The organism is Variovorax sp. Soil_C_39, from assembly GCF_057656815.1.
In genome coordinates, this window is record NZ_JBDGJQ010000002.1 from 718,142 (window position 1) to 734,561 (window position 16,420).

17 protein-coding genes are annotated in these 16,420 nt (G+C 66.9%); 8 read left to right on the top strand and 9 right to left on the bottom strand.

All coding sequences use genetic code 11. From position 1 onward, the window contains the following. Window positions 1–27 precede the first annotated feature (27 nt). The 6 genes from AC3A6J_RS07455 to icd form a co-directional block, all read right to left on the bottom strand. On the bottom strand, window positions 28–867 hold the full coding sequence (locus tag AC3A6J_RS07455) for an NAD-dependent protein deacetylase (protein ID WP_487859268.1): 840 nt from the start codon (window positions 865–867) through the stop codon (window positions 28–30). A 14-nt stretch (window positions 868–881) separates the two neighbouring features. Continuing rightward, window positions 882–2,324, bottom strand: coding sequence for an exodeoxyribonuclease I (sbcB, locus tag AC3A6J_RS07460; RefSeq protein WP_487859269.1), 1,443 nt, complete (start codon window positions 2,322–2,324; stop codon window positions 882–884). Next, window positions 2,325–3,770 (bottom strand): cardiolipin synthase, encoded by a 1,446-nt coding sequence (cls, locus tag AC3A6J_RS07465; RefSeq protein ID WP_487859270.1) that lies wholly within the window; start codon window positions 3,768–3,770, stop codon window positions 2,325–2,327. 123 nt (window positions 3,771–3,893) lie between these two features. Then, window positions 3,894–6,215 carry an ATP-dependent Clp protease ATP-binding subunit ClpA gene (gene clpA / locus AC3A6J_RS07470; protein WP_487859271.1) on the bottom strand — a complete coding sequence of 774 codons (2,322 nt, stop codon included), beginning with the start codon at window positions 6,213–6,215 and terminating at the stop codon, window positions 3,894–3,896. A gap of 67 nt (window positions 6,216–6,282) precedes the next feature. Beyond that, window positions 6,283–6,642 (bottom strand): ATP-dependent Clp protease adapter ClpS, encoded by a 360-nt coding sequence (gene clpS / locus AC3A6J_RS07475; protein WP_487859272.1) that lies wholly within the window; start codon window positions 6,640–6,642, stop codon window positions 6,283–6,285. A 154-nt stretch (window positions 6,643–6,796) separates the two neighbouring features. Beyond that, a complete protein-coding gene (gene icd / locus AC3A6J_RS07480) occupies window positions 6,797–8,056 on the bottom strand; it encodes an NADP-dependent isocitrate dehydrogenase (protein WP_487859273.1) in 1,260 nt (419 codons plus the stop codon). A 219-nt stretch (window positions 8,057–8,275) separates the two neighbouring features. On the opposite strand from icd, the gene AC3A6J_RS07485 reads away from it, so the two are divergent. Together AC3A6J_RS07485 and AC3A6J_RS07490 are read left to right on the top strand one after the other, a co-directional pair. Continuing rightward, on the top strand, window positions 8,276–8,599 hold the full coding sequence (locus AC3A6J_RS07485) for a cell envelope biogenesis protein TolA (protein ID WP_487859274.1): 324 nt from the start codon (window positions 8,276–8,278) through the stop codon (window positions 8,597–8,599). Between the two features lie 150 nt (window positions 8,600–8,749). After that, a complete protein-coding gene (locus tag AC3A6J_RS07490) occupies window positions 8,750–9,211 on the top strand; it encodes a DUF192 domain-containing protein (RefSeq protein ID WP_487859275.1) in 462 nt (153 codons plus the stop codon). An 82-nt stretch (window positions 9,212–9,293) separates the two neighbouring features. On the opposite strand, the gene AC3A6J_RS07495 is transcribed toward AC3A6J_RS07490, so the two are convergent. Continuing rightward, window positions 9,294–9,875 carry a superoxide dismutase gene (locus tag AC3A6J_RS07495; RefSeq protein ID WP_487859276.1) on the bottom strand — a complete coding sequence of 194 codons (582 nt, stop codon included), beginning with the start codon at window positions 9,873–9,875 and terminating at the stop codon, window positions 9,294–9,296. Window positions 9,876–9,924: 49 nt separating this feature from the next. Next, complete coding sequence (gene xseA, locus AC3A6J_RS07500; protein ID WP_487859357.1) at window positions 9,925–11,235, bottom strand: exodeoxyribonuclease VII large subunit; 1,311 nt, start codon at window positions 11,233–11,235, stop codon at window positions 9,925–9,927. A gap of 313 nt (window positions 11,236–11,548) precedes the next feature. Here xseA and AC3A6J_RS07505 point away from each other — a divergent pair, with 313 nt between their 5' ends. The 6 genes from AC3A6J_RS07505 to adk all read left to right on the top strand — a co-directional run bounded on the left by AC3A6J_RS07505 (window position 11,549) and on the right by adk (window position 15,354). Next, window positions 11,549–12,181, top strand: a complete 633-nt coding sequence (locus AC3A6J_RS07505; RefSeq protein WP_487859277.1) for a MotA/TolQ/ExbB proton channel family protein — start codon at window positions 11,549–11,551, stop codon at window positions 12,179–12,181. 14 nt (window positions 12,182–12,195) lie between these two features. Continuing rightward, on the top strand, window positions 12,196–12,612 hold the full coding sequence (locus AC3A6J_RS07510) for an ExbD/TolR family protein (RefSeq protein WP_487859358.1): 417 nt from the start codon (window positions 12,196–12,198) through the stop codon (window positions 12,610–12,612). A gap of 10 nt (window positions 12,613–12,622) precedes the next feature. Then, window positions 12,623–13,639: a tetraacyldisaccharide 4'-kinase gene (gene lpxK, locus AC3A6J_RS07515; RefSeq protein WP_487859278.1), complete on the top strand. Its 1,017-nt coding sequence runs from the start codon at window positions 12,623–12,625 to the stop codon at window positions 13,637–13,639. Further along, window positions 13,620–13,802 carry a Trm112 family protein gene (locus AC3A6J_RS07520; RefSeq protein ID WP_487859279.1) on the top strand — a complete coding sequence of 61 codons (183 nt, stop codon included), beginning with the start codon at window positions 13,620–13,622 and terminating at the stop codon, window positions 13,800–13,802. The genes lpxK and AC3A6J_RS07520 overlap by 20 nt, the downstream gene beginning before the upstream one ends. Beyond that, on the top strand, window positions 13,799–14,566 hold the full coding sequence (gene kdsB, locus AC3A6J_RS07525; protein ID WP_487859280.1) for a 3-deoxy-manno-octulosonate cytidylyltransferase: 768 nt from the start codon (window positions 13,799–13,801) through the stop codon (window positions 14,564–14,566). The genes AC3A6J_RS07520 and kdsB overlap by 4 nt, the downstream gene beginning before the upstream one ends. Before the next feature lie 131 nt (window positions 14,567–14,697). Then, entirely contained in the window at window positions 14,698–15,354 is a 657-nt protein-coding gene (adk, locus tag AC3A6J_RS07530) for an adenylate kinase (RefSeq protein WP_487859281.1), read from the top strand. Window positions 15,355–15,375: 21 nt separating this feature from the next. Here the strand turns inward: adk and AC3A6J_RS07535 are convergent, their stop codons facing one another. Then, complete coding sequence (locus AC3A6J_RS07535; protein ID WP_487859282.1) at window positions 15,376–16,383, bottom strand: asparaginase; 1,008 nt, start codon at window positions 16,381–16,383, stop codon at window positions 15,376–15,378. Between the last annotated feature and the right edge of the window lie 37 nt (window positions 16,384–16,420).

A 16,420-nucleotide genomic window follows, 5' to 3' on the forward strand; every position in this document is an offset into this window, starting at 1 on the left:
GCATCGCCCTGCGCCGCGCCGCGCCGCTCACCCGGGACTTGCCGGCTCCCACCGCGCGGCCAGCAGCGCCAGCGTTTCACCTACGGGCTGTTCGACTTTCAAGGTCAGCAAGTGGTCGGCGCGCGTGCGCCCCAGATTGACGGCCGCGATGGGCTTACCAGCAGCAGCCGCGGCCTGTACGAAGCGAAACCCGGAATAGACCATCAACGACGAGCCGGCCACCAGCACGGCGTCGGCCTCGCCGAGCGCCGCAAAGGCGGCGGCCACGCGGTCGCGCGGCACGCTTTCGCCAAAAAACACCACGTCGGGCTTGATCAGCCCGCCGCAATGGACGCAGACCGGCACGTCGAAGGTGCCGAAGTCCTGGCCCTCGAGGTCAGCATCGCCGTCGGGCGCTGCGCGCGCCTCGAGCGCGGCAAAGCGCGGGTTGCGCTCGCGCAGCGCCACCTGCAGTTCGGCGCGCGGCGATCGCCGCTCGCAACCCATGCAGCGCACGGTGTCGATGCGGCCATGCAGGTCGATCGCGCCTCTGCTTCCCGCCGCCGCATGCAGCCCGTCCACGTTCTGTGTGAGCAGCAGCCCGACCTGGCCGGCCGCCTCGAGCCGCGCCAGTGCGCGATGGGCCGCGCCCGGACGCGCACCCGCCATCGTCGGCCAGCCGACCAGGCTGCGCGCCCAGTAGCGGCGGCGCGTGGCCTCGTCGCCCATGAAGGCCTGGTACGTGACCGGCGCCGGGCGCTTCCATTCGCCCCGGGCATCCCGGTAGTCGGGAATGCCCGACTCGGTGCTGCAGCCCGCGCCGGTGAGCACGAAGAGCGAGCGGTGGCGGCCGACGAAGTCGGCGAGCGCGGCAGCGTCTGCTGGCATGGGGCGACCTTCGCTCAGACCTCGGGCGCGATCGCCTCGGCGTATTCGTAGAGCGCGCCGAGGATCTCCTCGCCGCGCTCGTCCGCGGTTTCGGACAGCGCATCGACCTCGGCGAACAACGCCTCGATCGTGCGCGCGCCGCCCTCGCCCTTGAAAAGCCGTGCCGCACGCAGCGCCTCCCAGCGCTCGGCTTCGGCTTCGCTCAGCAGCTCGGGCCAGTTGCGCGCGCGGTAGCGGAACAGGACCTCATCGAGCCGCCCATCGTCGAAACCGGTGCGGTCCTTGGCGAGTTCCTCGGGCGAGAGCGCGCGCAGCTGGTTCAGCCGGCGGCGGTCTGCGTTGCCGACAAAGCCGCCGTAGAGGTCCTCGTCGACGTCGGGCGCGACCTCCTGCGGCGGCCGGGCATACACCTGCGACCAGATGGCGCTCATGTCGGGCAGGTCGCGCGCGATCGCCGCATGGCGCATCGCGGTGTCGAGGTCGATGCTCCAGCGCTCGGCCATGGCGGGCACCAGCGTGCGCAGGTTGCCGACCACCATCGGCGACTTGTTCAGGTGGATGCCCTTCACCGGCAGGCGCACCACGCCTTCGGGCAGGTCGGCGGAGCGCGTGAACAGGCGCAGGCGCAGGGTCTCGACGTCGAGGTCGCGCAGTTCGCTCGGATCGTGGGCAAGGTCCCAGGCGATCAGCTCGTTCTTGTTGGTCGGATGGCTCGCGAGCGGCCACAGCACGCCGAGGCAGCCGCGCTCGACCGGGAACATGCCCGAAACGTGGAGAAAGGGCTTGGCCGTCTCGCGCATGGCCGGCAGGCCGAGCTCGGCGCCCACGCGCTCCTTCTTGCGCAGGCCGAGCGCGAAGTCGAACAGCCGCGGCTGGCGCTCGCGGATCAGTCGCGCCAGCGCAATGGTGGCGCGCACGTCGGACAGCGCATCGTGCGCCGATTCATGCAGCAGCCCGTTGGCGCGCGCAAGGTCCTCGAGCTTGAAGCTCGGCTTGCCGTCTTCCTTCAGGGGCCATTCGATGCCGTCGGGCCGGAGCGCGTAGGTCAGGCGCACGACATCGAGCAGGTCCCAGCGTCCGCAATCGTTCTGCCATTCGCGCGCATAGGGATCGATCAGGTTGCGCCAGAACAGGAAGCGTGTGACCTCGTCGTCGAAGCGGATGGTGTTGTAGCCCACACCGATGGTGCCGGGCTGCGAGAACACCTGCTCGATCTGCGCCGCGAAGGCATGCTCGGGAATGCCGCGCTCGACGCAGAGCTGGGGCGTGATGCCGGTGATCAGGCAGGCCTCGGGGCTCGGCAGGTAGTCGGGCGCCGGCTTGCAATAGACCATGAGCGGCTCGCCGATCTCGTTGAGTTCTGCGTCGGTGCGGATGGCGGCGAACTGCGACGGGCGGTCGCGCCGCGGGACGGCGCCGAAGGTTTCGTAGTCGTGCCAGAGAAAAGTGTGGTTCATTCAGAGCAATGGTGAAAACAGGCGTGCCACGGAATCGACGAGCCGGCGCCAGAATGTCTGCGGCCGGTTGGCGCGCACCGCGCCGGAACTGTGCAGGTCGGTCTCGAACTGTGCCGCCAGCGGCCGGGTCAGCGCGGGGCCGTAGACCACGGCCAGAACCTCGAAGTTGAGCCGGAAGCTGCGGTTGTCGAAATTCGCGGTGCCGATCATCGCGCAATCATCGTCGACCACCAGGGTCTTGGAATGGAGCATGCGCGCCTCGTACTCCCAGACCTTCACGCCGGCGGCGATCAGTTCGTCGAAGTACGAGCGGGCGGCAGCGCTCACGATCGCCGAATCGCTGCGCCGCGGCACCAGCAGGCGCACGTCGACGCCGCGCAGCGCCGCGCTGGTGAGCGCCATCATCGCGGGCTCGCCGGGCACGAAGTACGGCGTGGTGAGCCAGGCGCGCTCGCACGCCGAATGGATCGCCGCCACGTGCATGCGGTGAATGGCCTCGAGCGCATTGTCGGGGCCGCTCGTCACGATCTGCACCGGGATGTCGCCCGCCTTCACCTGCGGCAGCATGGCGTCCATCTGGTCGTCGAGGTGGCGCAGGCTCTCGCCGGTGGCATAGGCCCAGTCCTCGAGGAAGGTGGTCTGGAGCCAGCGCACCGCGCTGCCCTCGATGCGCAGGTGCACGTCGTGGTACGCATCGGGCCGGGTGCGCTTGTCTTCCTCATCGGTGATGTTGACGCCGCCCGTGAAGCCCACGCGCCCGTCGCACACCACGATCTTGCGGTGGGTGCGGTAGTTGGTCACCGGCCGCAGGCGGCGGCCAATACGCGTGTCGTGGAAGAGCGCGATCTGGACCCCCGCAGCGACCATCGGTGCCATGAATTTGCGCCCGATGCGCTTGGAGCCGAGCGCATCGAGCAGCAGCCGAACCGCTACGCCCTCACGCGCGCGTTCGACCAGCAGGTCGCGCAGAGCGGTGCCGATCCGGTCGGGCTCGAAGATGTAGTACTCGAGGTGGATGTGATGGCGTGCCGCGCGCACGGCATCGAAGATCGCGTCGAAGGTGCGCGCGCCGCCCGAAAGCAGCTCGACGGCGGTCGCGCTGGAGACCGGCAGGCCGCAGGCCGCGGTGCCGAGCCGCGCCATCTGCTGCAGCGCCGGCGGCGCCTTCTGGGCCGCATCGCGCACGCGCGCGAGATCGGCCTGGATGTGCGCGCTGGCACGGCTGTGCAGGCGCTTCTGACGCTGCTTGCGCAGGCGCTGCGGCCCGAGAAAGTAGTAGACCAGGAACCCCGCGAACGGCACCAGCGCTAGCGACAGGATCCAGCTCATCGTGGAGACCGGCGCGCGCTTCTGCATCACGATCCAGACCGAGAGCACGGCGATGTAGCCGCTCCAGGCCAGGGAGAGGCCGGTTTTCCATTCCTGGCTGAGCTCGGGGAGGGTCAAGGTGGATGTGTTCGGTTTCGGGTGGCCGCAAAAAAGGCCGGCAGCGAATGCTACCGGCCTTTGACTTCGTTCCAGGTTGGCCTCGGAACCAGCTTTTGCCGGCCCACGGCATCGACCGGAGGGTCAGCCTGCGGCGGCTTCCTCGGGCTCGGGCTTCGACTTGCCTTCTTTCTTCGGCAGCGGCTGGATATCGAGCAGCACGTCGTCCTTCTCGTCGAGATCGACTTCGAGGCGCCCGCCTTCGGTCAGGCGGCCGAACAGCAGCTCGTCGGCCAGCGCACGACGGATCGTGTCCTGGATCAGGCGCTGCATCGGGCGTGCGCCCATCAGCGGATCGAAGCCCTTCTTCGCAAGATGCTTGCGCAGCTTGTCGGAGAAGGTGACCTCGACCTTCTTCTCGGCCAGCTGCGTCTCGAGCTGCAGCAGGAACTTGTCGACCACGCGCAGGATGATCTGCTCGTCGAGCGCCTTGAAGTTGACAATGGCGTCGAGACGGTTGCGGAATTCGGGCGTGAACAGGCGCTTGATGTCGCCCATTTCGTCGCCGGCCTGCCGCGCGTTCGTGAAGCCGATGCTCGCCTTGTTCATGGCCTCGGCACCCGCGTTCGTCGTCATGACGATGATGACGTTGCGGAAGTCGGCCTTGCGCCCGTTGTTGTCCGTCAGCGTGCCGTGGTCCATGACCTGCAGCAGCACGTTGAAGATGTCGGGATGCGCCTTCTCGATTTCGTCGAGCAGCAGCACCGCATGCGGCTTCTTCGTGACAGCCTCGGTCAGCAGCCCGCCCTGGTCGAAGCCGACGTAGCCCGGGGGCGCGCCGATCAGGCGGCTCACGGCATGGCGCTCCATGTACTCCGACATGTCGAAGCGGATCAGCTCGATGCCCATGATGTAGGCGAGCTGCTTGGCAGCTTCGGTCTTGCCGACGCCGGTGGGGCCGGAGAACAGGAACGAGCCGATCGGCTTGTCGCCCTTGCCCAGGCCCGAACGCGCCATCTTGACCGCCGAAGCGAGCACTTCGAGCGCTTTGTCCTGGCCGAACACCACGCTCTTGAGGTCGCGCTCGATGGTCTGCAGCTTGCTGCGGTCATCGTTGCTGACATTGGCCGGGGGAATGCGCGCGATCTTCGCGACGATGTCCTCGACCTCGGTCTTGCTGATGGTCTTCTTGCGCTTGCTCGGGGGCAGGATGCGCTGCGCGGCACCGGCCTCGTCGATCACGTCGATGGCCTTGTCGGGCAAGTGGCGGTCGTTGATGTACTTGGCGCTCAGTTCAGCTGCGGCCTGCAGGGCCGCGACAGCGTAACGCACGCCATGGTGCTCTTCGAAGCGCGACTTCAGCCCCTTCAGAATGTCGACGGTTTCCTGCACCGTCGGCTCGACCACGTCGACCTTCTGGAACCGGCGCGACAGGGCCGCGTCCTTTTCGAAGATGCCGCGGTATTCGGTGAAGGTGGTGGCACCGATGCACTTGAGCTGGCCGCTCGAGAGCGCCGGCTTCAGCAGGTTCGATGCATCGAGCGTGCCGCCCGAGGCCGCGCCCGCGCCGATCAGCGTGTGGATCTCGTCGATGAACAGGATCGCGTTGGGCTTGTCCTTCAGCGACTTGATCACGCCCTTCAGGCGCTGCTCGAAGTCACCGCGGTACTTGGTGCCCGCGAGCAGTGCGCCCATGTCGAGCGAGAATACGTTCGACTCGGCGAGGATCTCGGGCACGTCACCCTGGGTGATGCGCCACGCTAGGCCTTCGGCGATCGCGGTCTTGCCCACGCCGGCCTCGCCCACGAGCAGCGGGTTGTTCTTGCGCCGGCGGCACAGGATCTGGATCACGCGCTCGACCTCGTACTCGCGGCCGATCAGCGGATCGATCTTGCCGTCCTTGGCCATCTGGTTGAGGTTCTGCGTGAACTGTTCGAGCGGCGAAGCCTTCTCGTTCTTCTCGCCGCCGCCCTCCTCGCCTTCGCTCGAAGGTGCATCGCCGCTGCCCTTGACGGCCTCCGGCGGATCGCTCTTCTTGATGCCGTGGGCGATGAAGTTCACCACGTCGAGGCGCGTCACGCCCTGCTGGTGGAGGTAGTACACCGCGTGCGAGTCTTTCTCGCCGAAGATCGCGACCAGCACGTTCGCGCCGGTGACTTCCTTCTTGCCGTTGCCGGTGGACTGCACATGCATGATGGCACGCTGGATCACGCGCTGGAAACCCAGCGTGGGTTGGGTGTCGACATCGTCGGTACCCGCCACCTGGGGCGTGTTGTCCTTGATGAAGTTGGTGAGCGACGCGCGCAGGTCGTCGACGTTCGCCGAGCAGGCGCGCAGGACCTCTGCGGCGCTCGGGTTGTCCAGCAAAGCGAGCAACAGATGCTCCACGGTGATGAACTCGTGGCGCTGCTGCCTGGCCTCGACAAAGGCCATGTGCAAGCTGACTTCCAGTTCCTGGGCAATCATGTGATTTCCTTTTGCCTTGCTGTAAATAAGTTCTCAGATGGGTTGGAGCTTGCGCAATTCAACAGGCTCATGCAACGGGTTCGCTCACGCATTGGAGCGGATGCCCGGCCTGATGCGCCGCTTCCATCACCTGATTGACCTTCGTGGCAGCCATGTCGCGGGAATAGACCCCACAAACACCGCGGCCATCGAGATGGATCTTGAGCATGATCTGGGTCGCGGTCTCGCGATCCTTGTTGAAGTATTCCTGCAGCACGACGATCACGAACTCCATCGGTGTGAAGTCGTCGTTCAGCATGACCACCTGGTACATCTGGGGTGGCGCTGTTTTTTGCGGCCGACGCTCCAGGACGACCGAATCTCCGTCGTCTCCGGCCGGTTTCTGCGCCGGCGGCTTGGTCGGCGTCTTGGGAATTCTCGTTGCCATAAAAAAGATTCTATAGAGCGTGCAAGCACCGTGCCGACGCAGGAAGATGTGGTGGCGAGTATTCGACAAATCAAGTACAAAACCCCCAAGACCGGGCGATCTTGAGGGTTCTTTTTTCGAGAGCCCGAAGGCACCGTGAAATTGCTGGGCGAGATTACATGTTATCGATCATCACCTGGCCGAAACCGGAGCAGCTCACCTGCGTGGCGCCGTCCATCAGACGCGCGAAGTCGTAGGTGACCTTCTTGCTGGCGATCGACTTTTTCATCGAGCTGATGGTCAGGTCGGCGGCTTCCGTCCAGCCCATGTGGCGCAGCATCATCTCGGCCGAGAGGATCTCGGAACCGGGGTTCACGTAGTCTTTGCCGGCGTATTTGGGCGCCGTGCCGTGGGTGGCCTCGAACATCGCGACGGTGTCGCTGAGGTTCGCGCCCGGGGCGATGCCGATGCCGCCCACCTGTGCGGCGAGCGCGTCGGACACGTAGTCGCCGTTGAGGTTCAGCGTGGCGATCACGCTGTATTCGGCGGGGCGCAGCAGGATCTGCTGCAGGAACGCGTCGGCGATGCTGTCCTTGACGGTGATTTCCTTGCCCGTCTTGGGGTTCTTGAACTTCATCCACGGGCCGCCGTCGATCAGCTCGGCGCCGAACTCCTTGGCCGCGAGGTTGTAGCCCCAGTCACGGAAGCCACCTTCGGTGAACTTCATGATGTTGCCCTTGTGCACCAGGGTCACGCTGGGCTTGTCGTTGTCGACGGCGTATTGCAGGGCCTTGCGCACCAGGCGCTCGGTGCCTTCGCGCGAGACCGGCTTGACGCCGATGCCGGAGGTATTGGGGAAACGGATCTTCTTGACGCCCATCTCGTCCTGCAGGAACTTGATGAGCTTCTTGGCCTTGTCGCTCTCGGCTTCGAACTCGATGCCGGCGTAGATGTCTTCCGAGTTCTCGCGGAAGATGACCATGTTGGTCTTGTGCGGCTCGCGCACCGGGCTGGGCACGCCCTCGAAGTACTGGATCGGGCGCAGGCAGACGTACAGGTCGAGTTCCTGGCGCAGTGCAACGTTCAGCGAGCGGATGCCGCCGCCCACGGGCGTGGTCAGCGGGCCCTTGATCGAGACGACGTAGTCGCGCACGGCGTGCAGCGTTTCTTCGGGCAGCCAGACGTCGGGACCGTAGACCTTGGTCGACTTCTCGCCGGCGAAGACCTCCATCCAGTGGATCTTCTTCTTGCCGCCGTAGGCCTTGGCCACGGCAGCGTCCACCACCTTGAGCATCACCGGGGTGATGTCCATGCCCGTGCCGTCGCCTTCGATGAAGGGAATGATCGGCTGGTCAGGCACATTGAGCGAGTTGTCGGCGTTGACCGTGATCTTCTGGCCTTCGGCCGGGACTTTGATGTGCTGGTAGCTGGACATGAGGGGAAATGACTCCGGGAGTGACGTAGTTCGGACGACCGTCTGCGAATTCAGACAGCGAAAGGAATCGCTGTACAGCTAGCGAACAAATCACGGTACATTTTAGACGCAACCCGTACGCTGACATTTGTCAACCGATGAGACCGCGGCCTCGTTAGGGACTGACCTTCTGCCAGCCGGGGGGCGTTTCCAACCAATTCTCGAATAGAGGAATCATCAATGAGCAAAATTCTCGCAGTCATGATTGCAGGCCTGTTCGCCGCTGGCGCTTACGCCCAGAACCCCACCGGCGCCACGCCCGAGCAAGGGAACGCCACCGGCAGCAAGCCGCAAGCCCGTGCCGAAGCCACCAAGGAAAGCCGCCCCGCCGGTCAAGTGGCAGCTCCCGCCGGCGACATCGCCAAGACGCCCGAAGGCGGCACCTTTGGTGCCGACAAGGCCGCAGTGGCTGGCGAGAAGCGCGCTGCAACGCGCGACGACCGCCGCCGCAATAAAGACGGCAGCGTGAAGCGCAAGTCGAACCAGGGCAGCACGCCCAAGTAAGGGCCCGTCCCTGCAGAAGAAGCGCTCCGACGGGGCGCTTTTTTTTGCCTTCGAAGAAGGTGTAAGCTTTCTAGCGCACCGGCATCGCCCGCATCGGCTGGCATTTTTGTTGCCCTGCCCCGAACCCCGTCCCCGCCAGAGAGGCTCTCGATGTTTCAGCGTTTCGCCGCCCTGCTCCTGCTTGCCGCCATGTTCCTTGCCGGCGCCGCGCATGCCCAGCAACAACCCCAGACCGACCTCCAGCGCACGCAGCTCTCGGTGGGGCTCTACAAGATTGACGCGCAAGTGGCGCAGACCCCTCGCCAACGCGAGATCGGCCTGATGTTCCGCAAGGAGATGCCGCAGTCCGAAGGGATGATCTTCGTCTTCGACCAGCCAGCCACCCAGTGCTTCTGGATGCGCAACACGCTGCTGCCGTTGACCGCGGCGTTCGTGGCCGACGATGGCCGCATCGTCAATCTGGTCGACATGCAGCCGATGACCGAACAATCGCATTGCTCCGAAGAGCCCGTGCGCTACGTGCTCGAAATGAACCAGGGCTGGTTCGCCAAGAAGAACATCAAGAAAGGCGCCAAGCTCGGCGGCGAGCTGTTCGCTGCGGCCCGGCGCTGACGGGAACGATCAACCGGACGCAGGCAGAAAAAAGCCCAGGCGACCGCCCGGGCTTTTTCTGCGTTCAGCTGTACGTGTTTGCTCAGCCGAAGTTCTTGGCTGCGAAGTCCCAGTTGACCAGCTTCGCCAGGAAGGTCTCGACGAACTTCGGGCGCAGGTTGCGGTAGTCGATGTAGTAGGCGTGCTCCCAGACGTCGACCGTGAGCACCGGCGTGTCGCCCGTGGTCAGCGGCGTGCCTGCGGCGCCCATGTTCACGATGTCGAGCGAGCCGTCGCCCTTCTTCACCAGCCAGGTCCAGCCAGAGCCGAAATTGCCCACGGCCGACTTGACGAAGGCTTCCTTGAACGCGTCGTAGCTGCCCCACTTGGCGTCGATCGCCTTGGCCAGCGCGCCCGTGGGCGTGCCGCCGCCCTGGGGCTTCATGCAGTTCCAGAAGAAGGTGTGATTCCAGATCTGCGCGGCATTGTTGTAGATGCCGCCGCTCGACTTCTTGACGATCTCCTCGAGCGGCATCGACTCGAACTCGGTGCCCTTCTGCAGGTTGTTGAGGTTCACCACGTAGGCGTTGTGGTGCTTGCCGTAGTGGTACTCGAGCGTTTCCTTCGAGTACTCGGGTGCCAGCGCGTCGAGGGCGTAAGGCAGGGGTGGGAGCACATGTTCCATGGTTTTTTTCTCGTGGTTGGTTGTGGGAATCGACGATTCTAGGAAGTAATCACCGGCCTGGCGTCGGACGCGTTCCCGTCTCGTCGGGTGCGACGGTCAGGTCGACCGTACCGTCGGCGAGCCGTGCCGACACCGCGTCGCCGGCGTGGAGATTCTTCGCGCTGACGACCGTGCGGCCGCTGGCGTCGCTGAGCAGGGCATAGCCGCGCTGCAGCACGAGCGCCGGGTCGAGCAGCCGAAGGCGCGCCGCAACCCTTTCGAGCCGTTCGCGGCGCTCGGCCATGACGCGCACGAGCTTCAGCGGAAAGTCGGCCGCCATCGCGCGCGGCGTTTGCCCGAGCCGCTCGATGCGGGACATGGCCGCATAGCGCAGCCGCTGCGAATGGTGAGCCAACCGCAACTGGTGGCGTGCCACCATGCCCGACGGCCGCCCCAGGCGTGCCGCGGCCTGGTCCAGCCGTTGCCCGAGTGCGTCGAGCCGCGTGCCGAGGGCATCGCCGAGGCGCTCGTCGAGCAGGTCGAGCGCGCCGAGCCACACGGCCTGCGGGGCGCTCACGAGTTCCGCGGCCGCCGTGGGCGTGGGCGCGCGCAGGTCGGCGCAGAAATCGGCGATGGTGAAGTCGGTTTCGTGGCCCACGCCGCAGACCAGGGGCACCGGGCTCTGGACGATGGCACGCGCCAGCGACTCGTCGTTGAAAGCCCAGAGGTCCTCGATCGATCCGCCGCCGCGCACCAGCAGGATCACGTCGACAGCGGGCGTGAACGCATAGAGCGACTGCAGCGCGCGCACCAGTTCGGCCGGCGCGCCGGCACCCTGCACGGCCGCCGGCGCGAGGACCACCTGAATGTGCGGCGCGCGGCGACGCAGCGCCGTGACCACGTCGTGCAAAGCCGCAGCGCCGAGCGAGGTCACGAGGCCGACCGAACGCGGCATCAGCGGCAGCGCCCGCTTGCGGGCCGTGTCGAAGAGCCCCTCGGCCTCGAGCCGGGCCTTGCGCTGCAGGAACTGCTCGAAAAGCGCACCCTGCCCCGCCCGCTGCAGGCTCTCGACGACAAGTTGCAGGTCGCCGCGCGGCTCGTAGACGGCGAGCCGGCCCCGCACCTCGACCTGATCGCCGTCGCGCGGCGAGAAGTCGAGCAGGCTTGCGGCACGCCGGAACATGGCGCAGCGCAGTTGGCCCGATTCGTCCTTCAACGAGAAATAGCAGTGGCCGCTCGACGCGCGCGAGAAGCCCGAGATCTCGCCACGAACCGCGACCGGATTGAAGCGCGCGTCGAGCGCGTCGGCCACCGCACGGCAGAGCGCACCGACGGCCCAGATGCGCGGCCCGGGCGCCGCAGCCGGCTCACGCCAGCTCACGAAGCGCACGAGCGGCGTGTCGCCACTCTTCCACAGTCGCCCGCCGGGCCCCGGCAGGCGGCACCAGGCATGGAACAAAAGCACGGTTTGTCGTGCAAGCCCTTGATTTCATTGAAAAAAGGAGTGCTCAAAATTCAGTCGATCTAATGAGAAGCCCGCCCCATGCGGGTTCGGACGCATTGCGCAATGGGTTAGTCACAAAGTTATCCACAGAATCTGTGCGTCTTCGCTTACAGGAAGCGTGCCGCGTTTAGCGGGCTGCGCTCGGGGGATAATCGCCGCGCATTTGCAGTCTACGGGCCGGAGGATTTTCTTGTTTTCCATCATTGTTGCCGCGGGCTGGCCGATCTGGCCATTGCTCGCCTGCTCCGTCATTGCGCTCGCGCTGGTGATCGAACGTTTCGTGAACCTCAAGACCGTGAAGGTCCTGCCGCCCAAGCTGCTCGACGAGGCCATCACCGTCTCGCACGGCGCCGTGCCGGGGCCCGACGTGGTCACCCGGCTCGAACAGAATTCGATGCTCGGCCAGGTGCTGGCCGCCGGCCTGCGGGCGCTCAATGCCAACCCGCTGTGCACCGAGGAAGACCTGCGCGCCGCCATGGAGGCGTCGGGCCGCACCGTGGCGCACCGGCTCGAACGCTACCTGCCGGCGCTGGCCACCATTGCGTCGGCGGCGCCGCTGCTCGGCCTGCTCGGCACGGTCATCGGCATGATCGAGATCTTCGGCTCGCAGTCGCCCGGCAGCGGCGCGGTGGGTTCGGGCAATCCCGCACAGCTCGCCCACGGCATCTCGATCGCGCTCTACAACACGGCGTTCGGCCTGATCGTGGCCATTCCGACGCTGATCTTCTGGCGCTACTTCCGCACCCGGGTCGACGAATACCTGCTGCACCTCGAACTGTCGGGCGAACGCTTCGCGCGCCATCTGAGCGCCCTGCGCAGATGAGCCGCCCCGGCCGCATGCAGTTTCGCCACGGCGCGCGCGACGAGCCGGAGATCAACCTGATCCCGTTCATCGACGTGCTGCTGGTGGTGCTGATCTTCCTGATGCTGTCGACCACCTACAGCAAATTCACCGAGATGCAGCTGCGGCTGCCGACGGCCGATGTCGATGCCCAGCGCGACTATCCGAAGGAAGTGATCGTTGCGGTGTCGGCCGACGGCCGGTATTCGATCAACAAGACCGCGCTGGCGGATCGCGGCGTGGATGCCGTGGCCGCCGCCCTGGCCGCAGCCGCGACCGGCGGCAAGGACAGCGTCGTCATCATCAGCGCGGACGCGAGCAGCCCGCACCAGTCGGTGATCACGGTGATGGAAGCCGCACGCCGCGCGGGCCTGGTGCAGATCACCTTCGCCGCGCAGTCGACGACGCACTGAGGGCCGCCAAGTGCAGCAGCCCGAGGCGCGCAACGCATCGGCCTCCCGGCTGCAGCGGGCCTGGCTGCGACGCGGCCTGCCGGCCTGCCTGCTGTGGCCGCTGTCGCTGCTGTATGCAGCGCTCTTCGCGCTGCGCGGTTCGCTCTACCGGCTGGGATGGCTCCGATCCGAGCGCGCCGGCGTGCCGGTCATCGTGGTGGGCAACGTGATCGCGGGCGGTGCCGGCAAGACGCCGGTGGTGATGGCCATCGTGCGGCATCTTCAGGCGCGTGGCCTGCGCGTGGGCGTGATCTCGCGCGGCCATGGCCGCCGCACCACCGATTGCCGCGAGGTGCTCGCCGAGAGCGCACCTGCAGAAGTGGGTGACGAGCCGGCACTGATCCATCGCGCCACCGGGGCGCCGGTATTCGTGGCGCGGCGCCGCATCGAGGCCGCGCGGGCCCTGCTCGCCCGCTACCCGGCCACGCAGGTCATCGTGAGCGACGACGGGCTGCAGCACCTCGCGCTCGCCCGCGACATCGAGATCTGCGTGTTCGACGACCGCGGCGTCGGCAACGGCTGGCGGCTTCCTGCCGGACCGCTGCGCGAGCGCTGGCCGCGCGCCTGCGACCTGGTGCTCCACAGCGGCGCGAAGCCTGCCTTCGCGGGCGGCTACACCGCGACCCGTGCGCTCGCGCCCGACACGGTGGCGCGCGACGGCACACGCATTCCGCTGGCTGCGCTCGCAGGCCATCCCGTGATCGCGCTTGCAGCCATTGCGCGGCCCGAAGCCTTCTTCGAGATGCTGCGCGCACGCGGGCTCACGCTGTCCCGGACCATCGCACTGCCCGACCACCACGATTTTGCCGATTGGGAAACGCCCGCGCTCGCCGGGCAGCGGCTGCTCTGCACCGAGAAGGACGCGGTCAAGCTGTGGCGCAAGGCCCCGGAAGCGCTCGCGGTGCCGCTCGACTTCGCGCCGTCGGCCGCGTTCTTCGCTGCGCTCGACGCAAAGCTATCATCGCTCGATGGACACCAAGCTGCTTGAACTGCTCGTCTGCCCCGTCACCAAGGGCCCGCTGACCTGGAACGCCGAGAAGCAGGAGCTCTGCTCGCGCAGCGCCCGCCTCGCCTACCCGGTGCGCGACGGCATTCCCGTGCTGCTCGAGAACGAGGCGCGCACCCTGTCCGACGAAGAGCTGGGGCGGTGAGCTTCACCGTCCTGGTGCCGGCGCGCCTGGCGTCGACGCGGCTGCCCGACAAACCGCTGGCCGACATCGCCGGCCTGCCCATGGTCGTTCGCGTGGCCCTGCGCGCCGCCGCGTCGGGCGCGGCGCGCGTGGTGGTCGCAGCGGACCATGGGTCCATCGTCGATGCCTGCCGGGAACATGGGGTCGAGGCCGTGCTCACGCGGCAGGACCATGCGAGCGGCAGCGACCGCCTGGCCGAGGCTTGCGAACAGCTTGGGCTCGACGGCGACGACATCGTGGTCAATGTCCAGGGCGACGAACCGCTGATCGATCCGGCGCTGATCGATGCCGTGGCCGCCACGCTGTCGGCCCACCCCGGCGCCGCGATGAGCACCGCAGTGCACGCCATCGAGTCGGTGGCCGACTTCGTGAATCCAAACGTGGTCAAGGCCGTGCTCAACGCCGAAGGCCACGCGCTCTATTTCAGCCGGGCGCCAATCCCCTGGTGGCGCGATGGCTCGGCCGGCGGCGCGGCACCCGGTGTGCTGCCCTCGCCCGCGCCGCTGCGCCACATCGGCATCTATGGCTACCGTGCCGGTTTCGTGCGGCGTTTTCCGTCGCTGCCGCCGGCGCCGATCGAGGCCACCGAGGCGCTCGAACAGTTGCGTGCGCTCTGGCACGGTCACCGCATCGCGGTGCATGTGAGCCAGACTGCGCCGGGCCCCGGCGTCGACACACCCGAAGACCTCGCGCGCGTCCGCGCGGTCTTCGCGAGCGTGCGCTGAAGCCCCCGCACAGAGGGCGGCAGCGGGAATTTCGCCCGTCCTCGCATGCTATCCTCGAAGCAATTCCGCCTTGGGCGGCCCTCGGGCCGCATGGGGTGCGACACAAAATCTAAGAACCGTCCGAGGACATCATGAGACTAATTTTGCTGGGCGCGCCCGGGGCGGGCAAAGGCACGCAAGCCACTTTCATCTGCCAGAAGTACGGCATTCCCCAGATTTCCACCGGCGACATGCTGCGCGCGGCGGTCAAGGCGGGCACCCCGCTCGGACAACAAGCCAAGTCGATCATGGAATCGGGTGGCCTCGTGAGCGACGACCTGATCATCAATCTCGTGAAGGAACGCATCGGGCAACCCGACTGCGCCGACGGGTTCCTGTTCGACGGTTTCCCACGCACGATCCCCCAGGCGGACGCCATGAAGGCGGCCGGCGTCAAGCTCGACTACGTGCTCGAGATCGACGTGCCGTTCAGCGACATCATCGAACGCATGAGCGGCCGACGCTCGCATCCTGCGTCGGGCCGCACCTACCACGTCAAGTTCAATCCGCCGAAGGTCGAAGGCAAGGACGACGTCACGGGCGAAGACCTGATCCAGCGCAAGGACGACGAGGAAGAAACCGTTCGCAAGCGCCTCGAGGTCTACAGCGAGCAGACCCGTCCGCTGGTCGACTACTACTCCGCATGGGCCAAGGCCGACCCGGCCAATGCGCCCAAGTACCGCGCCATCAAGGGCGTCGGTACGGTCGACGAGATCACGCAGCGCGCATTGGCGGCCCTGAGCAGCTGAGCGCCGCGCCGGCGCTGCGGTTCAGGCGGCGTCTTCTTTTCCCCTTCCCAGCAGTTCGAGCATCAACGCAACGCGCGCCTTGACCGGCGTCAGCGCGCCCGCATCGCGCAGCCGGTCGTCGGGCCGCGGCAGAATGCGGCCGCTCGCGCAACGCGTGGCGCGCAACACCGGGATACCAGCCTGTTCCGCGCGCACGGCAGCAGCCTCGAGCGTCTGGTGCAGTGTGCCATTGCCGGTGGCCGCCACGACCAGTCCGCGGACCGGCTCGGCGACGCCGCCGGCGCGCTCCTGGCACAGCAGGTCGATCAGCGCGCCGCTGGCGCCGGCATGGCTCATGACGATCTCGACCCGCGGCCACCCTGCCGCCGCGACCGCTCCCGCGACCGCGCGCAGCCCTACGCCAGCGCCGCCCGGCACGGCGCCGGGCCAGTCCCGCAGGCGCCGAACCACACCCTCTTCCACGTAGGCGACCGGGCCGGCGTCGCCCGATGCAAACGCATCAGGACGGTACGTGTGCACCTTCTGGACGTCGAGCGCACCATGCACCGTGCCGGCACAGACCACAGTCGTCCCTTTCGCGCCCGTCGCGCCGGCGACCGCGACGGCATCGCGCAGGTTCTGCGGGCCATCGGGCGAGAGGGAGCTTGCCGGGCGCATGGCGCAGGTCAACACGATCGGCTTGGCCGGCGCGAGCACCGAGTGGAGGAAGAAGGCCGTCTCCTCGATGGTGTCGGTGCCATGGGTGACCACCACGCCCGCCACGTCAGGCTCGGCGAGCCACACAGCGCAGCGCTCGGCGAGTTGCAGCCAGACGTCAAAGCCCATGTCCTTGCTGTCGAGCTGGGCAACCTGCTCGGCCACGAGCGCAAAGCCCGCGGGGGCACCGATGCCGCCAAGCAGATCGGCCACCACGACCTCGCCCGCGGTGTAACCGATGTTGTCGCCGTCATCGGCGGCGCGGCCTGCGATGGTGCCGCCCGTGCCCAACACCACGATACGCCGCACACCAGGACCTGATGAATTCACCATGCTTGCCAACTTTTAAAAACTGGTTAAAAATACAGTT

Coding starts and splice junctions, on each gene's coding strand:
- AC3A6J_RS07455 (WP_487859268.1), bottom strand. CDS start 867: ATGCCAGCAGACGCTGCCGCGCTCGCCGACTTCGTCGGCCGCCACCGC.
- sbcB (WP_487859269.1), bottom strand. CDS start 2,324: ATGAACCACACTTTTCTCTGGCACGACTACGAAACCTTCGGCGCCGTC.
- clpA (WP_487859271.1), bottom strand. CDS start 6,215: ATGATTGCCCAGGAACTGGAAGTCAGCTTGCACATGGCCTTTGTCGAG.
- clpS (WP_487859272.1), bottom strand. CDS start 6,642: ATGGCAACGAGAATTCCCAAGACGCCGACCAAGCCGCCGGCGCAGAAA.
- icd (WP_487859273.1), bottom strand. CDS start 8,056: ATGTCCAGCTACCAGCACATCAAAGTCCCGGCCGAAGGCCAGAAGATC.
- AC3A6J_RS07485 (WP_487859274.1), top strand. CDS start 8,276: ATGAGCAAAATTCTCGCAGTCATGATTGCAGGCCTGTTCGCCGCTGGC.
- AC3A6J_RS07490 (WP_487859275.1), top strand. CDS start 8,750: ATGTTTCAGCGTTTCGCCGCCCTGCTCCTGCTTGCCGCCATGTTCCTT.
- AC3A6J_RS07495 (WP_487859276.1), bottom strand. CDS start 9,875: ATGGAACATGTGCTCCCACCCCTGCCTTACGCCCTCGACGCGCTGGCA.
- AC3A6J_RS07510 (WP_487859358.1), top strand. CDS start 12,196: ATGCAGTTTCGCCACGGCGCGCGCGACGAGCCGGAGATCAACCTGATC.
- AC3A6J_RS07520 (WP_487859279.1), top strand. CDS start 13,620: ATGGACACCAAGCTGCTTGAACTGCTCGTCTGCCCCGTCACCAAGGGC.
- adk (WP_487859281.1), top strand. CDS start 14,698: ATGAGACTAATTTTGCTGGGCGCGCCCGGGGCGGGCAAAGGCACGCAA.
- AC3A6J_RS07535 (WP_487859282.1), bottom strand. CDS start 16,383: ATGGTGAATTCATCAGGTCCTGGTGTGCGGCGTATCGTGGTGTTGGGC.